15 protein-coding genes and 1 pseudogene are annotated in these 18,687 nt (G+C 64.5%); 9 read left to right on the top strand and 7 right to left on the bottom strand.

The window, feature by feature from the left end; translation table 11 throughout:
• The first annotated feature begins 26 nt into the window (after positions 1-26).
• A complete protein-coding gene (locus AB2L57_RS17320) occupies positions 27-1,901 on the top strand; it encodes a DUF262 domain-containing protein (protein WP_409047704.1) in 1,875 nt (624 codons plus the stop codon).
• On the opposite strand, the gene AB2L57_RS17315 is transcribed toward AB2L57_RS17320, so the two are convergent.
• Genes AB2L57_RS17315 through AB2L57_RS17300 form a run of 4 tightly spaced genes read right to left on the bottom strand, consistent with a single transcriptional unit; the run spans position 1,893 to position 3,911 of the window.
• Positions 1,893-2,690, bottom strand: coding sequence for a hypothetical protein (locus AB2L57_RS17315; protein ID WP_409047703.1), 798 nt, complete (start codon positions 2,688-2,690; stop codon positions 1,893-1,895). The genes AB2L57_RS17320 and AB2L57_RS17315 overlap by 9 nt on opposite strands.
• Positions 2,683-3,087 carry a hypothetical protein gene (locus AB2L57_RS17310; RefSeq protein WP_409047702.1) on the bottom strand — a complete coding sequence of 135 codons (405 nt, stop codon included), beginning with the start codon at positions 3,085-3,087 and terminating at the stop codon, positions 2,683-2,685. The genes AB2L57_RS17315 and AB2L57_RS17310 overlap by 8 nt, the downstream gene beginning before the upstream one ends.
• 28 nt (positions 3,088-3,115) lie before the next feature.
• Positions 3,116-3,505 (bottom strand): hypothetical protein, encoded by a 390-nt coding sequence (locus tag AB2L57_RS17305; protein WP_409047701.1) that lies wholly within the window; start codon positions 3,503-3,505, stop codon positions 3,116-3,118.
• Between the two features lie 52 nt (positions 3,506-3,557).
• On the bottom strand, positions 3,558-3,911 hold the full coding sequence (locus tag AB2L57_RS17300; RefSeq protein WP_409047700.1) for a MarR family transcriptional regulator: 354 nt from the start codon (positions 3,909-3,911) through the stop codon (positions 3,558-3,560).
• 250 nt (positions 3,912-4,161) lie between these two features.
• On the opposite strand from AB2L57_RS17300, the gene AB2L57_RS17295 reads away from it, so the two are divergent.
• Both AB2L57_RS17295 and AB2L57_RS17290 read left to right on the top strand, forming a co-directional pair.
• Entirely contained in the window at positions 4,162-4,884 is a 723-nt protein-coding gene (locus tag AB2L57_RS17295) for a TnsA-like heteromeric transposase endonuclease subunit (RefSeq protein ID WP_409047699.1), read from the top strand.
• A complete protein-coding gene (locus tag AB2L57_RS17290) occupies positions 4,881-6,632 on the top strand; it encodes a PfkB family carbohydrate kinase (RefSeq protein ID WP_409047698.1) in 1,752 nt (583 codons plus the stop codon). The genes AB2L57_RS17295 and AB2L57_RS17290 overlap by 4 nt, the downstream gene beginning before the upstream one ends.
• 318 nt (positions 6,633-6,950) lie before the next feature.
• Here the strand turns inward: AB2L57_RS17290 and AB2L57_RS17285 are convergent, their stop codons facing one another.
• Positions 6,951-10,370 carry a GH32 C-terminal domain-containing protein gene (locus AB2L57_RS17285; RefSeq protein WP_409047697.1) on the bottom strand — a complete coding sequence of 1,140 codons (3,420 nt, stop codon included), beginning with the start codon at positions 10,368-10,370 and terminating at the stop codon, positions 6,951-6,953.
• Between the two features lie 250 nt (positions 10,371-10,620).
• The gene (locus AB2L57_RS17280; protein WP_409047696.1) at positions 10,621-11,628 is read right to left on the bottom strand and encodes a LacI family DNA-binding transcriptional regulator; all 1,008 of its coding nucleotides are present in this window, start codon (positions 11,626-11,628) and stop codon (positions 10,621-10,623) included.
• Positions 11,629-11,800: 172 nt separating this feature from the next.
• Here AB2L57_RS17280 and AB2L57_RS17275 point away from each other — a divergent pair, with 172 nt between their 5' ends.
• The 5 genes from AB2L57_RS17275 (at position 11,801) to AB2L57_RS17255 (ending at position 16,101) form a co-directional block, all read left to right on the top strand.
• A complete protein-coding gene (locus AB2L57_RS17275) occupies positions 11,801-12,910 on the top strand; it encodes a substrate-binding domain-containing protein (RefSeq protein ID WP_409047695.1) in 1,110 nt (369 codons plus the stop codon).
• Between the two features lie 113 nt (positions 12,911-13,023).
• Positions 13,024-14,058: an ABC transporter permease gene (locus tag AB2L57_RS17270; RefSeq protein WP_409047694.1), complete on the top strand. Its 1,035-nt coding sequence runs from the start codon at positions 13,024-13,026 to the stop codon at positions 14,056-14,058.
• On the top strand, positions 14,055-14,855 hold the full coding sequence (locus tag AB2L57_RS17265) for an ATP-binding cassette domain-containing protein (protein ID WP_409047693.1): 801 nt from the start codon (positions 14,055-14,057) through the stop codon (positions 14,853-14,855). The genes AB2L57_RS17270 and AB2L57_RS17265 overlap by 4 nt, the downstream gene beginning before the upstream one ends.
• Entirely contained in the window at positions 14,852-15,184 is a 333-nt protein-coding gene (locus AB2L57_RS17260; RefSeq protein ID WP_409047692.1) for a putative quinol monooxygenase, read from the top strand. The genes AB2L57_RS17265 and AB2L57_RS17260 overlap by 4 nt, the downstream gene beginning before the upstream one ends.
• Positions 15,181-16,101, top strand: coding sequence for a carbohydrate kinase family protein (locus tag AB2L57_RS17255; RefSeq protein WP_409047691.1), 921 nt, complete (start codon positions 15,181-15,183; stop codon positions 16,099-16,101). The genes AB2L57_RS17260 and AB2L57_RS17255 overlap by 4 nt, the downstream gene beginning before the upstream one ends.
• Before the next feature lie 547 nt (positions 16,102-16,648).
• Here the strand turns inward: AB2L57_RS17255 and AB2L57_RS17250 are convergent.
• On the bottom strand, positions 16,649-18,079 hold the full coding sequence (locus tag AB2L57_RS17250; protein ID WP_409048648.1) for a glycoside hydrolase family 32 protein: 1,431 nt from the start codon (positions 18,077-18,079) through the stop codon (positions 16,649-16,651).
• Between the two features lie 144 nt (positions 18,080-18,223).
• On the opposite strand from AB2L57_RS17250, the pseudogene AB2L57_RS17245 reads away from it, so the two are divergent.
• A pseudogene (locus AB2L57_RS17245) lies at positions 18,224-18,567 on the top strand (transposase); the annotation flags it as partial.
• Between the last annotated feature and the right edge of the window lie 120 nt (positions 18,568-18,687).

The raw sequence follows: 18,687 nt of genomic DNA, 5'->3' as shown, positions 1-18,687 counted from the left end.
TGTAAGGCAACGAGGAGCGCACGGACTTGGACGCCAAGACCTACCCACTGCAGGAGATCCTTAAGCCCGAGCGCCGCTATGTGATCCCTACCTTCCAGAGGGACTACGAGTGGACACGGAAGGGTCAGTGGGAGTTGCTCTTCGACGACCTTGCCACCACGGCCGACCGGCTCATCGACGTCCGGACGAGTGGAGAGGAAGGCTCGAAGCTCAAGTCGAAAGAGCAGTCGATTTCTCCACACTTCCTGGGTGCGATCGTGTGCGCGAGCCTTCCTTTCGCGACGGGGGGCGTTGCGCTGCGATCAGTCATTGACGGCCAGCAGCGGCTCACGACCATTCAGCTGCTCGTCCGCGGCCTCCTCGATGTGCTGAACGAGACTGGCAGCGAGCGTGCGAAGTCCGTCAAACGGATGCTCTTCAACCCTGACGACGTCGTCGAAACGCCCGACGAGATCTACAAGCTTTGGCCACGGCGCAAGGATCGAGAGGTCTGGCCTTCCGCAATGGGGGATGCCGAAACCAACGCTGATACGGACCATCTTTATCTGGAGGCGAGGCGGTATTTCGCCGAGGCGTCGAGAGAGTACGCCCTTGTCGAGGATGAGGTGGACCCGACTCGGTTGGCCGCGTTGGCAGACGCAGTGTCGAGCCTGTTCAAACTGGTTGTCATTGATCTCGACGAGAACGACGATGCCCAGGTGATCTTCGAGGTCCTCAACGGCAGGCAGACTCCGTTGTCTGCGATCGACCTGGTCAAGAACCTTCTCTTCCTACGCGCTGAACTCGATGAAGAGGACGTCGAGTCGCTATACAACGCGTACTGGGCACAGTTTGACGACAAGTGGTGGAAGGAGAATGTGGGGCGAGGCCACGCTGCGCGCGGACGTCGCGATGTGCTGCTCTCCGTTTGGCTTACGGCCGCGCTCGGCGAGGAGGCCAACGTCGGGCACCTCTACCGGGAGGCAAGGACGTATCTCAACGACGGCCCGTCGACAGAGCAGGCTCTCGAGGAGTTGAACGCCTTCGCGGAGGCGTACCAAACCATCTACGAGAGGCTGCCGGCGCCCTCTCGGCGCCTCACCGTGGCATATAGAAGGCTCCGCGCGCTCGACATCACCACTGCGGTTCCGCTCCTGACGTGGCTCGCGACATTGGACGACTCACAGCTGAGTCTGGACGACCATGTGCGGACCGTTCTGGCCATCGAGTCGTGGGCGCTTCGTCGCGCCTTCGTCGGCTGGCAGACCCGCGGCTACGGCTCACTGCTGGCCAAGGTGCTGAAGGAGGCGAAAACTGCGCTGAGCGAGGGCCGCCCGATCGCAGACGAAGTTGAAGGAGCGCTCCAAGTAGGCGTGCTCGCCTGGCCGACCGACGACGACGTGCGCCGCGCGTTCGGGGGTCGACAGTTCTACAACGGGATGTCGCAGGCTCGCATCCGCCTGCTCCTCGGGTCGATCGACCAGCATCTTCGGGACGAGGACCCCCACGAGCCCGACGCAATCGTTGAGTACGACAACCTCCAGATCGAACACGTCATGCCACGCTCGTGGGCGGCGCACTGGCCACTGCTAGCCGAGGACGCCACGCCCATCGTGGCGGATGAGTCCGATCCAGATTGGGTGGTCAGGAGCCGTGAGCGAAGTTCGGCGGTCGACCGCATCGGCAATCTCACCCTGGTCACAGGGACCTTCAACAACGAGGTGTCGAATCTGTCTTGGGACATCAAGCGCCCAGAGTTCCAGAAGCAGCGAAGCCTTGTGATCAACTACGCGATCGCCGCGTCAGACGCCTGGACTGAGAGCGAGATCGCGTCCAGATCGACAGACCTGGCTGAGGTTGCGATTCGCATTTGGGGACCACCACCAGCAGCGATGCCCGAGCCAGCGTCGCCGTTAGCTTGAGCGCCGTTCGGGCGAGGTCTGCGATCTGAGCGCCTCCAGCAGTTCTTCGAGGTGCATGTGAAGTTCGTCGTACGCCTGCATGAAGAACATCAAGTCCATGTTCGACGGCGGCGTGTCGTCCAGGTCGGCGATGACCTCCCGCGCCTCGCGGACCGCGGTCTGCAGCCGAGTCTCGATTCCGGGCAGGCTCCGGATCCAGGCGTCGATGACGCTGAACGGGATCGGGGCGAAGTCGTGCGCATCGACGCCCACGTGGAACTGATGCCCGTTCGGGCCATAGTCCCGCGCGTGGGTGTGTCCGTGGAGAAGTGGGATGCCGTCGTCCCAGCGTGGGCGATGCGACGTGTGTCGATCCTGTTCCTGGCTGTCGCCGGCGTAGGGGTAGTGCGAGGCGATGATCCTGTACCCGCGGCGGGTGCCCTCGATGACCTCCGGGAGGATCTCCCACCCCGCCGCTTCGTACTTGGGCAGGAATCGCTCGATCGCCCGTTTCGACTGTGTCGCGGGCGAGACACGATCGTGGTTCCCGGGTACGAGCAGCCTGCGCCCGTTGAGCCGAGCGGTGAGCGCGATCGATTCCTCGATCGGGCCGAGCGCCACGTCACCGAGGTGGAGGACGACGCTGCTGGGCGAGGCCGTGTCGTTCCATCGGCGCACAAGGTCGTCGTTCATCTCCTCGACGGTGGAGTACGGCCGACCGGCGAGTTCGCTGATGCGGGCGTGGCTGAAGTGGGTGTCGGAGGTGACGAAGTCGACTTGATCGAAGTCGAACGTCGGATAGTCAAGCATCGCGAACCTCGTCGTCGCCGTTCATGTCGAAGGCGCGCAGGAGGAGCCGTTCCACGTTGCTCACTGGCTCAGGAGGAAGGTCCTTCATCTCGTCGCGGAGCCGATCCAGCGCCTGTTCGATGAGGGGGCGGTGTTGGTCGCGCCAGGCGCGGATCCCAGGATCGCGCAGGAGGCCGGACTCTCTGCTCCCTTCGTAGCCGAGGAGGAGCTCAGTGTCGATCACGGACGCCATGACACGGGCGTCGACGTTGGGCGACGAGCGCAGGCTCGACAGGTGGGTGACGGCATCTGAGCCAGTCACGTCGATGCGGTAGCGCTGGATGTCGCCGTACTCGGTCGCCTCGGTCTCGATATGGGAGACCGTGATGGTGGGACCGCCAATGATGAGCTCTCGCACGCGTCCTCCTCGATCCGAACTTGCCAATCTACTCGGACTCGATTCCTTCGGCGCCGATCGCGATGCGGCCGGGCCTGACGACATCGTCATGCCCAGGTATGAAGGCAATCGTTCCGAGCCGGGTCCAGTAGCTGATGAGCCATCGCTGGAGCAGGTCGCGTTGTTCGTGGCGTTCGAAGAGTGTTCGTCCGGGATCCTCGATCGCGGCATCCCAATCGTCGATCTCGAAGACCGCCTCGATGAGTTCGGCGCACGTGGGTCCGTTGCCATGTTCGTCCCACCAGGCCACCGTGAGCATGCCGGCGCGATTGGCAGTCGAGGTTCCGCCGGGCTCATCGATCGTCCCAAGGAGGGCGCCAAGGTACGGGTCCTCAGCCGCAGTCGCGAATGCCTCGTAGTGGTCCTCGACGACGCTCATAGACGAAGGATGCCATACCGATTAGGCATCCGAGGATCTTCGTGAGTGTCTATTAACGACCCGCCGTGGTTGCTTCCCACTGGATGGTGAACGTTCCGGCTGCGCGTGCGTCTGCCTCTGCTTCAAGCCGTAGTGCGTAGTCCCACGTCGGGTGCACCGCGCGCTGATAGATCCTGATCCGCTCAGGGGTGACCTCATCCGTTCGCCGGACAAGCCCCAACTGCTTGAGGCGCTTCAGCAGGGCGTGGATCGTACTGGTCGACAGCCCGGTGGCTGTTGCGACGGAGGGCGTGGAGAACTTTCCGTCGGGGGACCGTGCGATCTCGGCCATGAGCGCGAGCATGTGGTTGCTTCCGAAGGCAAGCTTCGAGAGCTCCTCGCTCTGTTCGCTCGGCACGGTCTCCACCGCCTCATTTTCGCATGAGGCGCTCAGCGCAGCAGGAGCATCGCGGGGCGTGGTCCGACGGCGTGGCGCGTGTTGTGTATCTGACTTCCCCAGCGTAAATGTCACATTCACTGCTCGCAGCCATCGGCATGCGCGAGAACTCCAACGCGAAGAACTCGACCCGCGTGTCGAACCTTAAGAACAGAAGAGACCTCCGTACGGTAACGAATCAAGAGTTATGACTCATTATTCGCGACTCGTAGGAGTTGACGTGCCAACATCGCCACCGCAGTACACGCTGCGACTCGACGGGAATGACCTCGAGCGGGGCAACCTCGCGGATCTCGGGGCTCGACGCGTTTTCGAGGCCGAGCCTCGGCGGACGTTCCGCTGGCATCGGGGACAGCGGCACTACCCAGGGCGCTACTGGTGCGCCACCACGGAAGGCTTCGTCGGGTACGAGAGTCGCCTCGAGCTCGCGGCGCTTCTCCTCGAGGACTTCGACCATCGGGCGGTTCGGATCGCATCGCAGCCATTCGAGTTGATCGCCGATCGAGACGGTGTTGAGCGAAGCTACGTGCCCGACTACATGATCGAGCACGACGACCATCGCTTCACGGTGATCGAGGTCAAGCCGAAGCGCCGGCTGGAGAATCCGGAGATCGCGGGTGCTCTCCGGTGGGCGGGCGACATCATCCGATCCCGCGGATGGGGATATCGGATCGTCACAGAACCCGACCCAACGCTGCTCTCCAACGTCCGGTTCCTGGCGGGGTATCGACGCCTCTGGCAGTTCCCCCGACGCGACGTGGGAGTCGTCGAGGCGGCTATCTGCGAGGCGCCCACACTTGGCACGGCCATGCGGAGCGCCGGAGCCGCCTTGGATGACATCCCCTATGCGCGGGCGGTCGTGCTCCACCTGCTCTGGCGCCGCTCGATTCTCTGCGACCTCACATCCGCCCTTGCCAACCACACCGCATTGGAGACGCCATGAGCAACACCTTCGATATCCGCATCGGCAGCACCGTCTCGTTCGACGGCTGTCTCTGCACCGTCATCGAGATCGCGGGCGACGCCGTTGTCCTCGTCGACGGCGCCAAGAAGACCCGTCGCGTGCGGCTCGTCGAGCTTCTGCGCGACGCAATTGACGCCTTCGGTCTGCCGTCGGAGCAGGCCGCGCTCACACCGCTCGCCCTGATCTGGGCAGACGCGACGGAAGAGCAGCGCGACGAGGCAAGGCGGAAGGCTGCGCACGTCCGAGAGATGCGCACCGGGTTTGCGTCAGGGATCCCGACTCTTGCCCAGCCGCACGAGCCTCGACCGGAGTTCAACCCGAGGCTCACGACCATCCACGAGCGCCGTCGTTCCAAGGCCGCAGAGCTCGGGGTCAGCCCGAAGACACTGAAGCGGTGGGACGATCGCTTCGACGAAGGCGAGGATCTCGCGCTGCTCGACTTCCGGAAGACGTCGTGGACGCCTGCGCTCTCCGGGCTCGATCCGCGCTGGGTCGACATGTGCCGACGCGTCGTTGAGGAGAACGTCCGCGGCGCCAAACGCAGCGTCACGACCACTCTCGCGATCGTCTTGGCGAGGGTCAAGCGCGAGTACCCGAATTCCGACGTCCGGATCCCCTCCGAGTCCACAGCTCGTGAGGCGGTCGCCGAGCTCACCCGCGGGAAGGGCACGTTCGGCGCCAGCATGCGGACCCAGCGATCCATCGAAACGCGGCCGCCCGTGCCGTACGGACGATTGGTCGCGACGAGACCCGGTGAGTACGTCGTTCTCGACACGACGCCCCTCAACGTCTTCGGCGTCGCACCCGTTACCGGAAAGTGGATGCGCGCGGAGCTGACGGTTGCTCTCGACCTGTACGACAGGTCGATCCTCGGGCTTCGCCTCGCACCTGTCTCAACAAAGGCGGTGGATGTCGCGGGGGTGCTGATGGAGGCGTTGTCGCCGCGCGAGATGCCGGCCGAGTGGGGGGACCGAGCCGCCTGGCCTTTCCATGGCGTGCCCGAGAACATCGTCATCGACGTCGAGAACCTCAAGGCGCTGCGGTTCCGCCGCCCCGGCATCCTTCCCGACACGATCATCATCGATCACGGCAAGCCGTTCATGTCGATCCATGTCGCGAGCGTGTGCCAGCGGCTCGGGATCTCACACCGATCGCGAAGACTTCTCGGCATTGGTCCCTCGTGCTCAACAGTCGTTGGGGCTCGGCGCCGGCGGGGTCGACGGGTCGGTAGGGTGCGCGGTGATCATGCGTCGCTGCTGGTCACCTACGACCCGAATCTGCGCCCGGCGCTGCTCGGCGCCGCGGATGCGCATCGCGCGTGCGTGGAGCGGATCGTCGCCCTGGCCGACATCGTGAAGGCGAGCGACGAGGCCCTCGGCTGGCTCTATCCGCAGAGCGATCCTCTCGATACCGCGCGCGTGTGGTCGCAGAGCGGCCCGTCGGTTGTCGTCGTCACCCGGGGAGGGGATGGCGCGGATGCCGTGACGCCTCAGGGCCTGGTGCGGATCGGTGCCCCCATCGTGACGGTCGTCGACACCGTGGGCGCGGGCGACACCTTCATGGGCACCCTGATCGCTGAGGTCGTCGCGCGCGCCGGTGAAGCCGATGGTCGGGACGTCCTGGCCGGACTCGACCTGGGCGAGGTGGGCGCGATGCTGGAGAGCTGCGCGCGCGCCGCGGCGGTCACCGTGTCCCGTCCGGGCGCCGACCCGCCCTGGCGCTCCTGACGAGCAGTATCCTCCACTCTTTGTCGGATCGTTGGCATTGCGCGGGGAGTTCCTAGGGCTTCTGCTGACGCAGAGGCCGAGCGGATCGAGCGGTCAATGCCAGTGCGCGCCCGTTGACGTCGCGGTGATGCTCGTGCGTCATTTCATGCGTGCGCACAAGGCGCCGGGGACGGTGTGTGCGCAGGGTGGCGTCACCGTGAGAGCGCTCGATGGCGCAATGCACTCCCAGCCGACTCAGACGGTGAAAGTGAATGCGGCGAAGTGAGGGGGAAGCAAACGCCGCATCAGCATTTGCTTCCCCCTCGCCGGTGCCCGTCGCTATGGGCGGAGCACGTTGACGGTCAGCGGCGCGCTTGTGGTGGTGCCGGCGGCGTTCGTGAACTCGACTCGATAGGTGTGCTTTCCCTTGCTGGCTCCGGTCACTTCAGCTCGTGCTGTCTGTGCGTGCGGGGTGCGGGGTGTGAGCGTTCCTTCGGCAATTACGGTGTCTCCCTCGATGAACCGGTAGCTGGTGGCGTTGGTCCCCCACCAGAGGTTGGCGGTGAGGGTGTAGCTGCCGTCGCCGTCGTAGTTGTTGTGACTGAGGACGGGAGTCGCCGGTGTGGCCTGTGTCACCTTGACTGCGATGCTCGAGGTAGTTGTTACGCCCTTCGAATTGACGAGCTCGCCGGTGTACACGTAGGTGCCGTTCTTTTTCCCAGTGATGGGGACGCTCGCGGTTTGTGCGGCGGTGCCGCCGTATTCGAGCGGGACGGTGGCGATGAGCGTGCCGTTCTCGTAGAGCCGGAAGCTTGTCGCGTTCTGCCCCCACCACAGGTTCATGGTGACGTTATAGTCGCCGTCGGCGAGGCCGGTGTCCCACCCGTTGTCGTGCGAGAGCGTCCCCTTGGCTGGTTTGGCGGTCGCGCCATCGGGAACGGTCACCGTGGCGGACCAGTCCGATCTCGGGGACTCACCGGCCGCATTGACTGCGGTGACGGCGAACCGAGCTGTCGTGCCGGGGTTCAGTCCAGTCACGGCGGCCATGGGTGAGGTGGTGCTCGCTACGGGCGCGTCTACTCCTTCTTGGTAGACGCGGTATTCAGTGATGGGGGAGCCGCCGTCGCTGGCCGGTGTCGTCCAGGCGATGGTTGCGCCTCCGGTCTTTGCGGTGGCGGTCACCGCGGTGGGTGCGCCCGGAGCCTCAATGGCGGGCGGGACCTTCCACATGGTGGGTGTGATGGGTGTGACGCTGATGCTTTCGATCACAGCTGCGCCTCCCTTGGACCATGCACTGATCTGGTCAGCACCGGCGTTGGGGAATACCTGGTCGGTGATGGTGGTGCGCCCGTCCGCGGTGAACAATTCGACGGACGCCCGGTCGAGGTAGGCCTCGAGGGTGATGGTGCCGTCTTCGAGTGCGACCGGTGCATCCTGAACGGACGCGAAGGCCGGGTGGAAGTCCACGTTCCCGGAGTCGCGTCGATCGACGAACACCCGCCCGGTAGTGGTGTCGTAGCCGATGTGGGTGCCGGAGGTGGCGTCGCCGAAGACGGTGATCCCCGCCTGTTCCGCATCTCCGGGACGCAGCGTGACGTCGATCTTCACCACGTCCCCGTCCAGCTGAAGATCCGTCTCGCCGTCGATGTTTACGTCGGTGAGGGTCTGCGTGTTCGCGGTGTCGAGCTGGTCATCGATGTGCGCCACTACCTTCTGGGTGAGACGCGGACCGTCCTCGGTACTGGCGAGGGCGACCTCGCGGGGAAGTGCCATCGAGCTGCGCCACGGGGAGGTGGGGATGTCGTTGGCGTAGTCCCAGTTGTTCATCCACCCCTGCATTACGCGGGAGCTCTCGTCGGGGGTGCCGGAGTACGACACCGTGGCGTAATAGTCCCGACCCCAGTCGAGCCAGTCGTAGCTTTCCAGCCGTGTGGGTGCGGCCTGGTCAGCGAACATCACCTGGTCGAGGAGGATGTGTCCCCATCCGGAACGGTTATTGTCCACGACACGGATGGTGGCTTGCTGTCCCTCGAACTCGGTGACGTTCCAGCTTGCCCAGTCGAGGGTTTCGCTGTTGGAGCCTGTCGCGGAGCGCACAACTTCACCGTCGACGATGAGGTTGATAGAGGTCTCGTCCGTGCGCACCTTGGCGGGGGTATCACCGACGACGACATGGTCGAAGGTGAGGTGACCCCATCCGCCGGTGGCGTCGTCACGGATTCGGATCTGTGCCTGCTGGCCGGCGAAGTCCGACACGTCCCAAGACGCCCAGTTCAATGCGCCGGCCTCAGGGCCGGTCTGTGATCGCACGACCTGTCCGTCGACGACGAGCTCGGCCTGCAGGGTGCCGTCGGAGCGCTTTCCGCCGCCGATGAGGAATGACACGTAGTCGCCGTCCAGAGCGAACGTGGGCGAGAGGAGCTCGCCGGTGTTGTCGTCGCCCCGCGGGCCGCCCTCCCACGTGTTGATCCGCTTTGCGCCCAGGTAGTACTCGCCGCCCGCGGTGGAGGGGTTGCGTGTCGGGTCGGTGGCGAAGTCGCCGGTGATATGCCATCCCGTGTCTGCCAGGGTTTGCCCGTCCGCGGTTTCGAAGTCGAAGACGGTCGTGCCGGCCGGGGGTTCGTTGGTGAGTTGGGCGTCGTTGACGTGAGGGTGGCGACCGCCGCCGACGAGGAGGTTGATGTGCGAGTCGGACACGGTGAACGCGGGAGACTCGAGGGTGCCGACCGGCCAGTCGCCGTCGTGGAAGCCGTTCACCAGTCCCGCGCCGATGAAACCGGTGACAGGGCTCTGACCGTCCAGGGCTCCTGCTGTCGGTGCGAGACCCCAGGGGCCGTCCTTCCAGTTACCCGGTTCGTTGGCAACTGTCCATCCGTCGAAGTCGCCATCGTCGAAGCCTGCGAAGACGTTTCCGACAGGGGTGTCCTGCGCGCCCTGGGTGGTTTCGCTGGTGAAGGTGGTGCCGTCGAAATCGCCGACAAAGTACTGTCCGCCGCTGCCACCAGCAACTGCTCCGGGGTTGAGGTTCACGACCATGACCCACTTGGTGGTGGTCGGGTCGCCGTCCACGGGCAACTCGAACAAGTCAGGGCACTCCCAGATGCCGCCGGTCGAGTTGGCGGGGCCGAAGTCGGAGAGGTGTTCCCATTCACGCAGGTTCGAGCTCTTGTACAGCACTACCTTGTGGTCTACCGCCTCGACGGCGACCATGACCCAATATGCGCCGGCGGGTCCGTCGTACCAGAACACCTTCGGATCGCGGAAGTTCGCTGATCCGCGGTCCAGGACCGGGTTCTGCTCGAACTTGGTCCAGGTATAGCCGTCGTCGAGGCTGTACGCGAGGGACTGCGCTTGCCGCCCGGCGAGGGTCGGATGGGCGGGTTCGTATGCGCTCGTGTAGACGGCAACGAGGGGCGTGTTGGTGCCGTCTCCAAATCCGGAGGTGTTGTTCTCGTCGACGACCACGGAGCCGGAGAAGATGCTCTCGATGGCCTCCCCCTGATCGTTCAGGGTCTGTGGGATGGCCAGAGGTTGTTCTGTCCAGGTGAGCAGATCCGGGCTGGTGGCGTGTCCCCAGCTCATGTTGCCCCACCGGTCACCGCTGGGGTTGTGCTGGAAATACAGGTGGTAGACGCCGTCGTGAAAAACGAGACCGTTGGGATCGTTCATCCAGTTGCGTTCGGGAGAGAAGTGCACCAACGGGCGGTACGCCTCGTCGCCAGGTGGGACGGCCGCTGCGTGAGCGGGGGAGATGGCCACCGCTCCTAGCGACGCGGCTAGCGCGACGGTGATGGCGGCGGTGATCGTTCGTGCGCGGCTTCGAGCCGACGCCGTTCTGGTGGTCCAGAGTTGTGTGTGAGTGTTCACACGCGCTCCTTTGTGCGTGCCGCCGTGAAGCAGCTGTTGACATCGATGTCAGGTCATTGGAGTCAGACAGTAGGGCCTGTCCACTGGACAACGCAACGACGAAATCTAGTGCAGTGTCATCGTTGTCAGCGCCTGCGAGCTGTCAGCGTGCGGAGCGCGGTGCGGTGATCTCGCCGCTTCCTCGGGTGATGAGTTTGGTCGGGATGACAATGTGCTCGGGTTCGCTGTCGTCTCCGTCCAGACGGGCGAACACACGCTCTGCAGCTACCCGTCCGATCTCATATGGATTCTGGGCGATAACTGAGATGCCGGGGTCGAGGAGGTCAGCGAGGGGCACGTCGTCAAAACCGATCAGCGCAACGGAATGTTGCATCCGAGCCTCGCGTAGGGCGTGCACGGCTCCGACCGTGACGAGGTTCTGTGCGCTGAAAACCGCCGTCGGCGGCTCCGGGGAAGCAAGCAGATGTCGGAGGGCCTCGTGCGCTGCGCGTTCGTCGTGCAGTCCCATGACGACAGAGGTGTCGGCTGTCGGAATTCCAGCTTGACCGATCGCGTCGAGGAAGCCCCGGTGGCGTTCAGCGGCGGTCTCCAGATCGCTGCGGTCGGCGAGCAGAGCTATCCGGCGGTGGCCATGGCGGATCAAGTGCGCAGTGGCTCGTTCGGCACCGGAGCGATTATCGCTCGTGACGGAGTCGAGATCGACGTCGACCGGTTTCCGATCGATGAACGCGGCGGGTATGCCGCGACTGTGCAGGGTGCCGACGTAATCGGGCCGGGGTCGGGCGGTAGTCAGAATCAGCCCGTCGACGCGACGCTGAAGGAACGCGCGAACGGCTGACTCCTCTCGGCTCGGATCATCGTCCAGACTCGAGGCGAATACCGCGGTCTGCCGGCGCGCAGCTGTGTCTTCGACGGCACGTTGGATCGAGCCAGAGAAGGGGTTGTCCACGCTACCGACAAGCAAACCCAGCGTCTTCGTACGCCCGTCGACGCGTCGCAGACTTCCTGCCTGGAGGTCAATCTGGTAGTCCAACGCTCGCACCGCAGCGTTCACGCGGGAGGCGGTATCCGCGGAGACGTTGGGCTCGTTGTTCAACACGCGCGAGACCGTTTTCACGCCCACACCTGCCAGGGCTGCGACCTGCTTCATGGTCGTGCGTTGCCCGCGGCTGCGGGGACTGGACGGGTCCGACATCGTTGTCACGTTCTCATCACTCTCTGTTGCAATACTTGACGCTATCGCAGGAGTGCAGTACGAACGTCTATTGACATCGATGTCAGTCGGACGTCGAATGCCCGAGAGGAATTCAATGAGGAATCACATGAACGCCAAGCGTCCCGCCTTGGCACTCGCAGCTGTTTCCACCGTGGCGGTTCTTGGTCTGGCCGGTTGCGCTGGTGGAGACAACGGGGGGACAGGCGGGGCGACCGGCGACAGCGGCAGCGACGAGATCGGGGTGTCGTTGATCGTCAAGACGAACTCGAACCCGTTCTTCGTCGCCATGCAGGAAGGAGCGCAGGCGGCGGCGGAGGAAAACGGCGTCAGCCTGACCCTCGCGGCCGGCAGGGAGGACGGCGACGAGGACACCCAGATCCAGGCGATCGAAGCGGCCATCTCCAAGGGCGATGCCGGCATCCTGATCACCCCGAATGGGCCCGCAGTGCTCGATGCGATCGAGAAAGCGCGCGACGCAGGTCTGTTCGTCATCGCACTGGACACCGTCCCCGATCCTGCCGACGCCGTGGACATCACCTTCGCCACCGACAACTTCCTGGCCGGACAGTACATCGGGCAGTGGACGGCTGAGACGCTGGCCGGCGGCGACGCGGTCATCGGTCTCATCGACCTGTTCGACGACAAGGTGGTGAGCGTCGACTACAACCGCGACCAGGGCTTCCTCGACGGACTGGGCATCGACCTGGGTGACGACGCCACCAACGGGGACGAAGAGCCCACTGGCACGTACAGCGGTGGCCAGGGCGGCGACTACACCATCGTCGGCAACGAGGCATCGCAGGGCGCGGAAGACGGCGGGCGCACCGCGATGGAGAATCTCCTCGCCAAGAACCCCGACATCAACGTGGTCTACACCATCAACGAGCCGGCCGCCTACGGCGCGTACCAGGCACTCGAGGCCGCCGGAAAGGGCCCCGACGACGTCATCATCGTCTCCATCGACGGCGGCTGCGCCGGCGTCGGACAGGTGGCAGAGGGTGTCATCGACGCCACGAGCCAGCAGTACCCGGTAGCGATGGCCGAACTCGGGGTTGAGGCCATCGTTGAGCTCGTGAACACCGGAACGGCACCGGAGACGACCGAGGGTCTGGACTTCTTCAACACCGGTGTCGCGCTCGTCACCGACACCCCCGTCGACGGGGTGGAGTCCATCGACACCACCGAAGCTGCTGACATCTGCTGGGGCGGGGAGTAAGCACCCACTCCACCCGGGTCGCCGCCGGCCGGTCTTACCAAACCGGCCGGCCGCGACCCGCCCCGCCCGAAACCATTAGGCGCCAGCGGCGTCGCCATCGACGGAAGTGACCTGTGACTCAACCCGCCCCGCCCACCTCGACGCTCGATCTCGCCGCCGAGTTCCTCGACCGACGCACCCCCTTGGACCGTATCCGTGGAGTGCTGCACCGCTATCCCGCGATCAGCCCAGCCATTGTGCTGATTCTCGCGATCATCGTCTTCGGGAGCATCAACCCCCGCTTCTTCGCTCCCGCCAATCTCTCCCTCGTGCTCGACCAGGTGTCCGTGGTGGGCACGGTCGCGATCGCACAGACGCTCATCATCCTCACCGCCGGGATCGACCTCTCCGTCGGGGCGGCGATGATTCTCGCCTCGATGGTGATGGCGCAGACCAGCTACCAAAACGGCCTTCCCGCGCCCATCGCTCTGCTCGTCGGTCTCATGGCTGCTCTGGCCGCCGGAGCTCTCAACGGGTTCCTCGTCACGCGGGTGAAACTGCCCCCGTTCATTGCCACACTCGGCACCTTCAACGTGTTCGTGGCGTTGACACTCTTGTACAGCGGCGGTCAAACCATCCGTCGAGCCGAGATGCCGGAATTGCTCACGTGGACCGGTACCGCCTTCCCCATCGGAGACGTCCGCCTCACCGTCGGTGTGCTGATCATGCTCGCCCTATACGCCATCGTCGCGTACGTCCTGGGTCGCACCGCCTGGGGTCGGCACGTGTACGCCGTTGGTGATGATGCAGAGTCCGCCCGGCTGGCCGGTATCTCCACCAGCAAGGTACTCATGAGCGTCTACGTCGTCGCCGGCGCGGTGCTCGCCGTCGCCGCATGGATCCAGATCGGCCGATCCGGGGCGGCAAGCCCCAACGCCGGCGCCGACCTCAACCTCGACTCCATCACCGCCGTCGTCATCGGCGGCACCTCCCTCTTCGGCGGCCGCGGCCTGATCTGGGGCACACTCCTGGGCGCAGTCATCGTCGGGGTGTTCCGCAACGGGCTGTTCCTCGCCGGCGTCGATGGCCTCTACCAGACTCTCGCCATCGGAATTCTCGTCATCGTGGCCGTTGCCGTAGACCAGTGGATCAGAAAGGTACGCAAGTGACCCTCATCGAAGACGCCGTCACCCCTGAACCCACGCCAGCGGGTACGCCCGTGCTGGAAGCAAGACGACTCGTGAAGACCTTCGGCCGTGTCGTCGGCTTGGACGGAGTGAGCCTGCAACTGCATGCCGGCGAAGTCCTCGCAGTCATCGGCGACAACGGCGCAGGAAAGTCGACCCTGATCAAGTGCCTCACCGGTGCCTACATCCCAGACGAGGGCGAGCTGCTCCTGGACGGGGAGCACGTGCATTTCAAGCGCCCGCAGGACGCGCGCTCTGCCGGCATCGAAACGGTCTACCAAAACCTCGCCGTCTCACCCGCGCTCGACGTGGCCTCCAATCTGTTCCTGGGAAGGGAGCGCCGCAAGCCTGGTCTGGCCGGGTCGGTGTTCCGAGCCCTGGACAAGAACGGGATGCGCAAAGAAGCCCGCGACCAGGTCCAGAAGCTTGGCATTTCTACGCTGCAGGACGTGACCGTTGCCGTCGAGAACCTCTCCGGTGGACAGCGGCAAGCTGTGGCCGTGGCCCGCGCGGCCGCTTTCGGATCGAAAGTCGTCATTCTCGACGAACCGACCGCTGCGCTCGGCGTCCGCGAGTCCAATCAGGTTCTCGAACTCATCAGCCGGCTCAAGGAGCATGGTGTGCCGGTCATCCTGATCTCTCACAACATGCCGCACGTGTTCCAGGTTGCTGACCGTATTCATGTGCAGCGTCTCGGGAAGAAAGCTGCGACGATCACACCGCAGTCTCATTCCATGACCGACGCTGTCGCGATCATGACCGGGGCTGCCACCGCATGACCGACCTCGAAACCGGACGCGCGACACGGGAAGCAGAAGTCGTCCTGTACGCCGAGTTCACTGCGAAGCTTGCGCACATCCGAGAAGTCGAGGACCTGATCCTCGCTTACGCTGAAGTCGTCCGCAGCCAACCCGGGAACGACCTGTTCGAGGTGTACCGCAAGAGCGACTCGACGCAGTTCGTCGTCATCGAGAAGTACCGTGACCGCGCCGCCTTCGATGCGCACCTCGCAGCCGCGGAGGGGCAGACGTTCAACGGATCGCTCACGCCGCTCATCGAAGGATCCGGCAGCGAGCTCACGTTCCTCACCAGATTGGACCAGCAGTGACCAACGCGGCCGCGTCATTCGTTCCAGAGGTGCTGGTCATCGGCGAAGCTCTGGTCGATGTCGTGGAGAAAGGTTCTTGGGCGACCGAACACGTGGGCGGGAGTCCCGCGAACGTTGCGCTCGGGTTGGGCCGAAGAGGTGTTCCTACGGCGCTTCTGACTCAGATCGGTGACGACCTATACGGACAAGTCATCGCCGATCATCTCGCTTCCTCACACGTACACGTGCTGCCTCAGTCGATCACGGCACGGCCGACATCCACCGCCGCCGCTCATATCGGCACCGACGGACAAGCGCAGTACGTCTTCGACGTTCATTGGGACAGCTTTACACCTCCGCAGACTGCAGCTCGACTCATCCACACCGGATCGATCGCGGCTTTTCTTCACCCGGGGGCGACCGCGGTGCAGGAGACACTCGAGCAGGCCGGTGCAGTCGAGATCACCTTCGACCCGAACATCCGACCCGCTTTGCTCGATGACCATGCATCGGCTGTGGCGGCATTCGAGAAGACCGCCGGTTTGGCCACCGTCGTCAAGATGAGCGACGAGGACGCGGCCTGGCTCTACCCCCATCAAGGTATCGACTTCACGATAGATGCCGTGCTCGAGCACGGGCCACGACTGGTCGCGATCACCCTCGGCGCCGAAGGGGCCGTGATTGCCACACCCAACCACAGGGTTCGCATCCCGGCGGAGGTGGTTCACGCGATCGACACGATCGGTGCGGGGGACACTTTCATGGCATCGATCATCCACTCGGTGCTGAGAACCGGCACACGCGATCTGGATCGCACACAGCTTCTCCACGTTGGCACTGACGCTGTGCATGCCGCCGCCATTACCGTTTCCCGAGCTGGCGCAGATCTTCCCTGGGCTCACGATATAGATCAGCACGCCCCTTCGTACACCGGATAACCGACCCGCTGTCGCGAGGATCGGGCGGATCCCGGGTGACGATGGTCCGCTGCGTCAGACAGCAGCAGACCTCAAAGCATGGGGAGGCGATTCCGCTGGCTGGGGCAACGGCATCGGCCTGCACGGGCCGCGATCTACGCTCGGTCATCTGGCACATGATGATCGATAGCGGCTTGGTCGTCACATATGTCGATAAGCACGCCGGAGCCCCGAGCAGGCGCCTGATTGCCGGTCGCGGTGCCACCGTCGAGCGGGTGCTCCCGGGCAACGCTCGAAGCAGGCCGTGCCGTCTGCGGGGTCTGAGCCGAACTCGACATCGTCCCCCGAGCGCACCTGCGCCTGCCGGCCGCACCCAACGCAAGATCAATCCAGTCAACATCACCCACCCGAAGGACTGCATCTGCGCGAGGGGCCACGCGTCACAGATTGAGCCACGCGATGCGTCAACCGGCTACGTTTCGCCTCTACAATCGCCGCCCGGCGGCACTCCGCAGCGGGCCTTCTCAGCACGGGGGACGACGATTTTGGAGACCGTGGTTCAGTGCGATCAGAGTGGCGTGGTGTATTCGCGGATGGTGATCCCGGTGAACTGTGCAGGCCCTCCGTCGGTGTAGAGCGAGATTCCGGTGTCGGTGTCGAGGAAGTGCACTTGCTGGGACAGCACGGTGTGTCCGGCGTTGACGTAGACCTCTACGCTCTGTCGGTCCACGAAGATGCGAAGGTGCACAGAGCGGGCGTTCGCGTCGATCGGTGCGGCGGCGCGGGTATATGGTGCCAGGTTGTAGCCGGCGCGTTCGGAAGGCCCGCGGTCGACGTACAGGTCTGCGCCATACTTGCCGATGTTGGTGTGCCGTGTGCCGTCAGCCGAGCGCCCGACGGAAACCCCGACGTTCGTGGCGTTTGTCCAGGAAATGTCGAGTTCAAGCTCATAGGCGCGGCCGTTCCAGGGAAGGACAGCGCTCCCGTTCACTGTTCGGTCGGGGAGGGTAACGGTCGAGCTCGCTCGTCCGGCGAGAGCGGCGATCGGGCTGCTCAGCAGGCTGTACCAGCCGCCTGTCTGGCGGGCGAGGCGCAGTTCGCGGACGATGGAGTTCTGTCCGTTATAGCCATCGGTAACGTCGGTGGGCACGTCGCGGGCGGCGTACTTCCAGTTGTTCATCCATCCGATTGCGAGCCGACGGGTGTCGGGATTCTCGATGGTGGGCCACGTGACGGCGCCGTACCAGTCCCACCCCCAGTCCAGCCATTGGGGCGTGAGGTTGTCGGCGACGAAGCGCGTGCCGTCCCATGCGCCCGTCCAGTACGCATACGTCATCGGCAGTCCGACGCCGTACGCGTCCATGCTCGCGCCGAAAACCCAGTGGCGTGTGCCATCGTCGGCGGTCATTTCGAACAGGTCGGGGCATTCGATGCCGCCGAGTTGCGGGTTCGGGTAGTCAAAGTTGCTGCGCCAGGTCCAGTTCCGCAGGTCGGGAGAGGTATAAAAGCCTGCGTATCGGGCGCGGCCGAGCGCCATCACCCATTCGCCGTGAGAGGCGTCCCAGTGCACCTTGGGATCCCGGCACCACTCCGCGTTGTCGATCTCGGCGGGCGTCTGTGCTGATCGGCCGTCGGTGTTGATGAGCACGGGGTCGGGCAGCATGGTGAACGAGAATCCACCATCTGTTGACCAGTACAGATACTGCTCCTGGTATCGCCGGATGCCGTCCGTGGGGCGGGTCGCTAGGGCGATGACGGCGCCGGCGCCGAACCCTGCGGTGTTTGCTTCGTCGACAACGAGGCAGCCCGACCATACCGGGACACCGTCAGCGATGGGCATCACAGTGCCGTGATGTGTGAAGCTGACCCCGTCGGTGGTGGCGTGGTCCCAACCGCCGGGGCCGTTGTTGACATCGGAGTGCAAGTAGTACATCTGGTACTGGCCACCCGTAACGATCGGCCGCTGCGGGTCGCATAGCCACGCCGTTGGTGGTGTCATGTGGTAGACGGCGCGCTGCGAGCTCTGTGCGTAGGCGGCGAGGGGGGTGTTGTCGGCAAGCACGAGTCCGAAGGCCCCGATGCCGGCGCCCTGAAGCGCCCCAGGTTTGATGCCGCATCCTTTTGAGTTGGAAGGATGTATGTCATGCCGAAGAAGATCGATCCCGCCCTCCGTGACCGGGCGGTCCGTTTGGTGCGTGAGCACCGGTCGGAGTATCCCTCGTTGACGGCCGCGTCAGCGGCCGTCGCTCGCCAGGTCGGTGTCGGCCACGAGTCCGTGCGCCGGTGGGTGCTGCAAGCCGATATCGACGATGGCACCCGAGACGGTGTCACCTCGGTCGAGCACGCCGAGATCAAGAAGTTGAAAGCGGAGAACAAGCGCCTCCGAGAAGACGTCGCAATCTTGAAAGCAGCGACGAGTTTCTTCGTGGGGGAACTCGACCCCCGCAACCACTGATGCTGGGCTTCATCGACACGATGAGAGCCGAGGTGAGTATTTGGACCCGTGAGCACCGCTGGTTATTGCGGTTGAGCACCACTGGATATCGCGGTTGAGCACCGGCTGATATTGCCGGTGAGCACCGCCCGTCGGGAAGGTGCTCACCGGCG

The organism is Microbacterium sp. HA-8 (assembly GCF_046111165.1).
Classification (GTDB): Bacteria; Actinomycetota; Actinomycetes; order Actinomycetales; family Microbacteriaceae; genus Microbacterium.
This window is presented reverse-complemented; position numbering and strand designations above follow the sequence as displayed.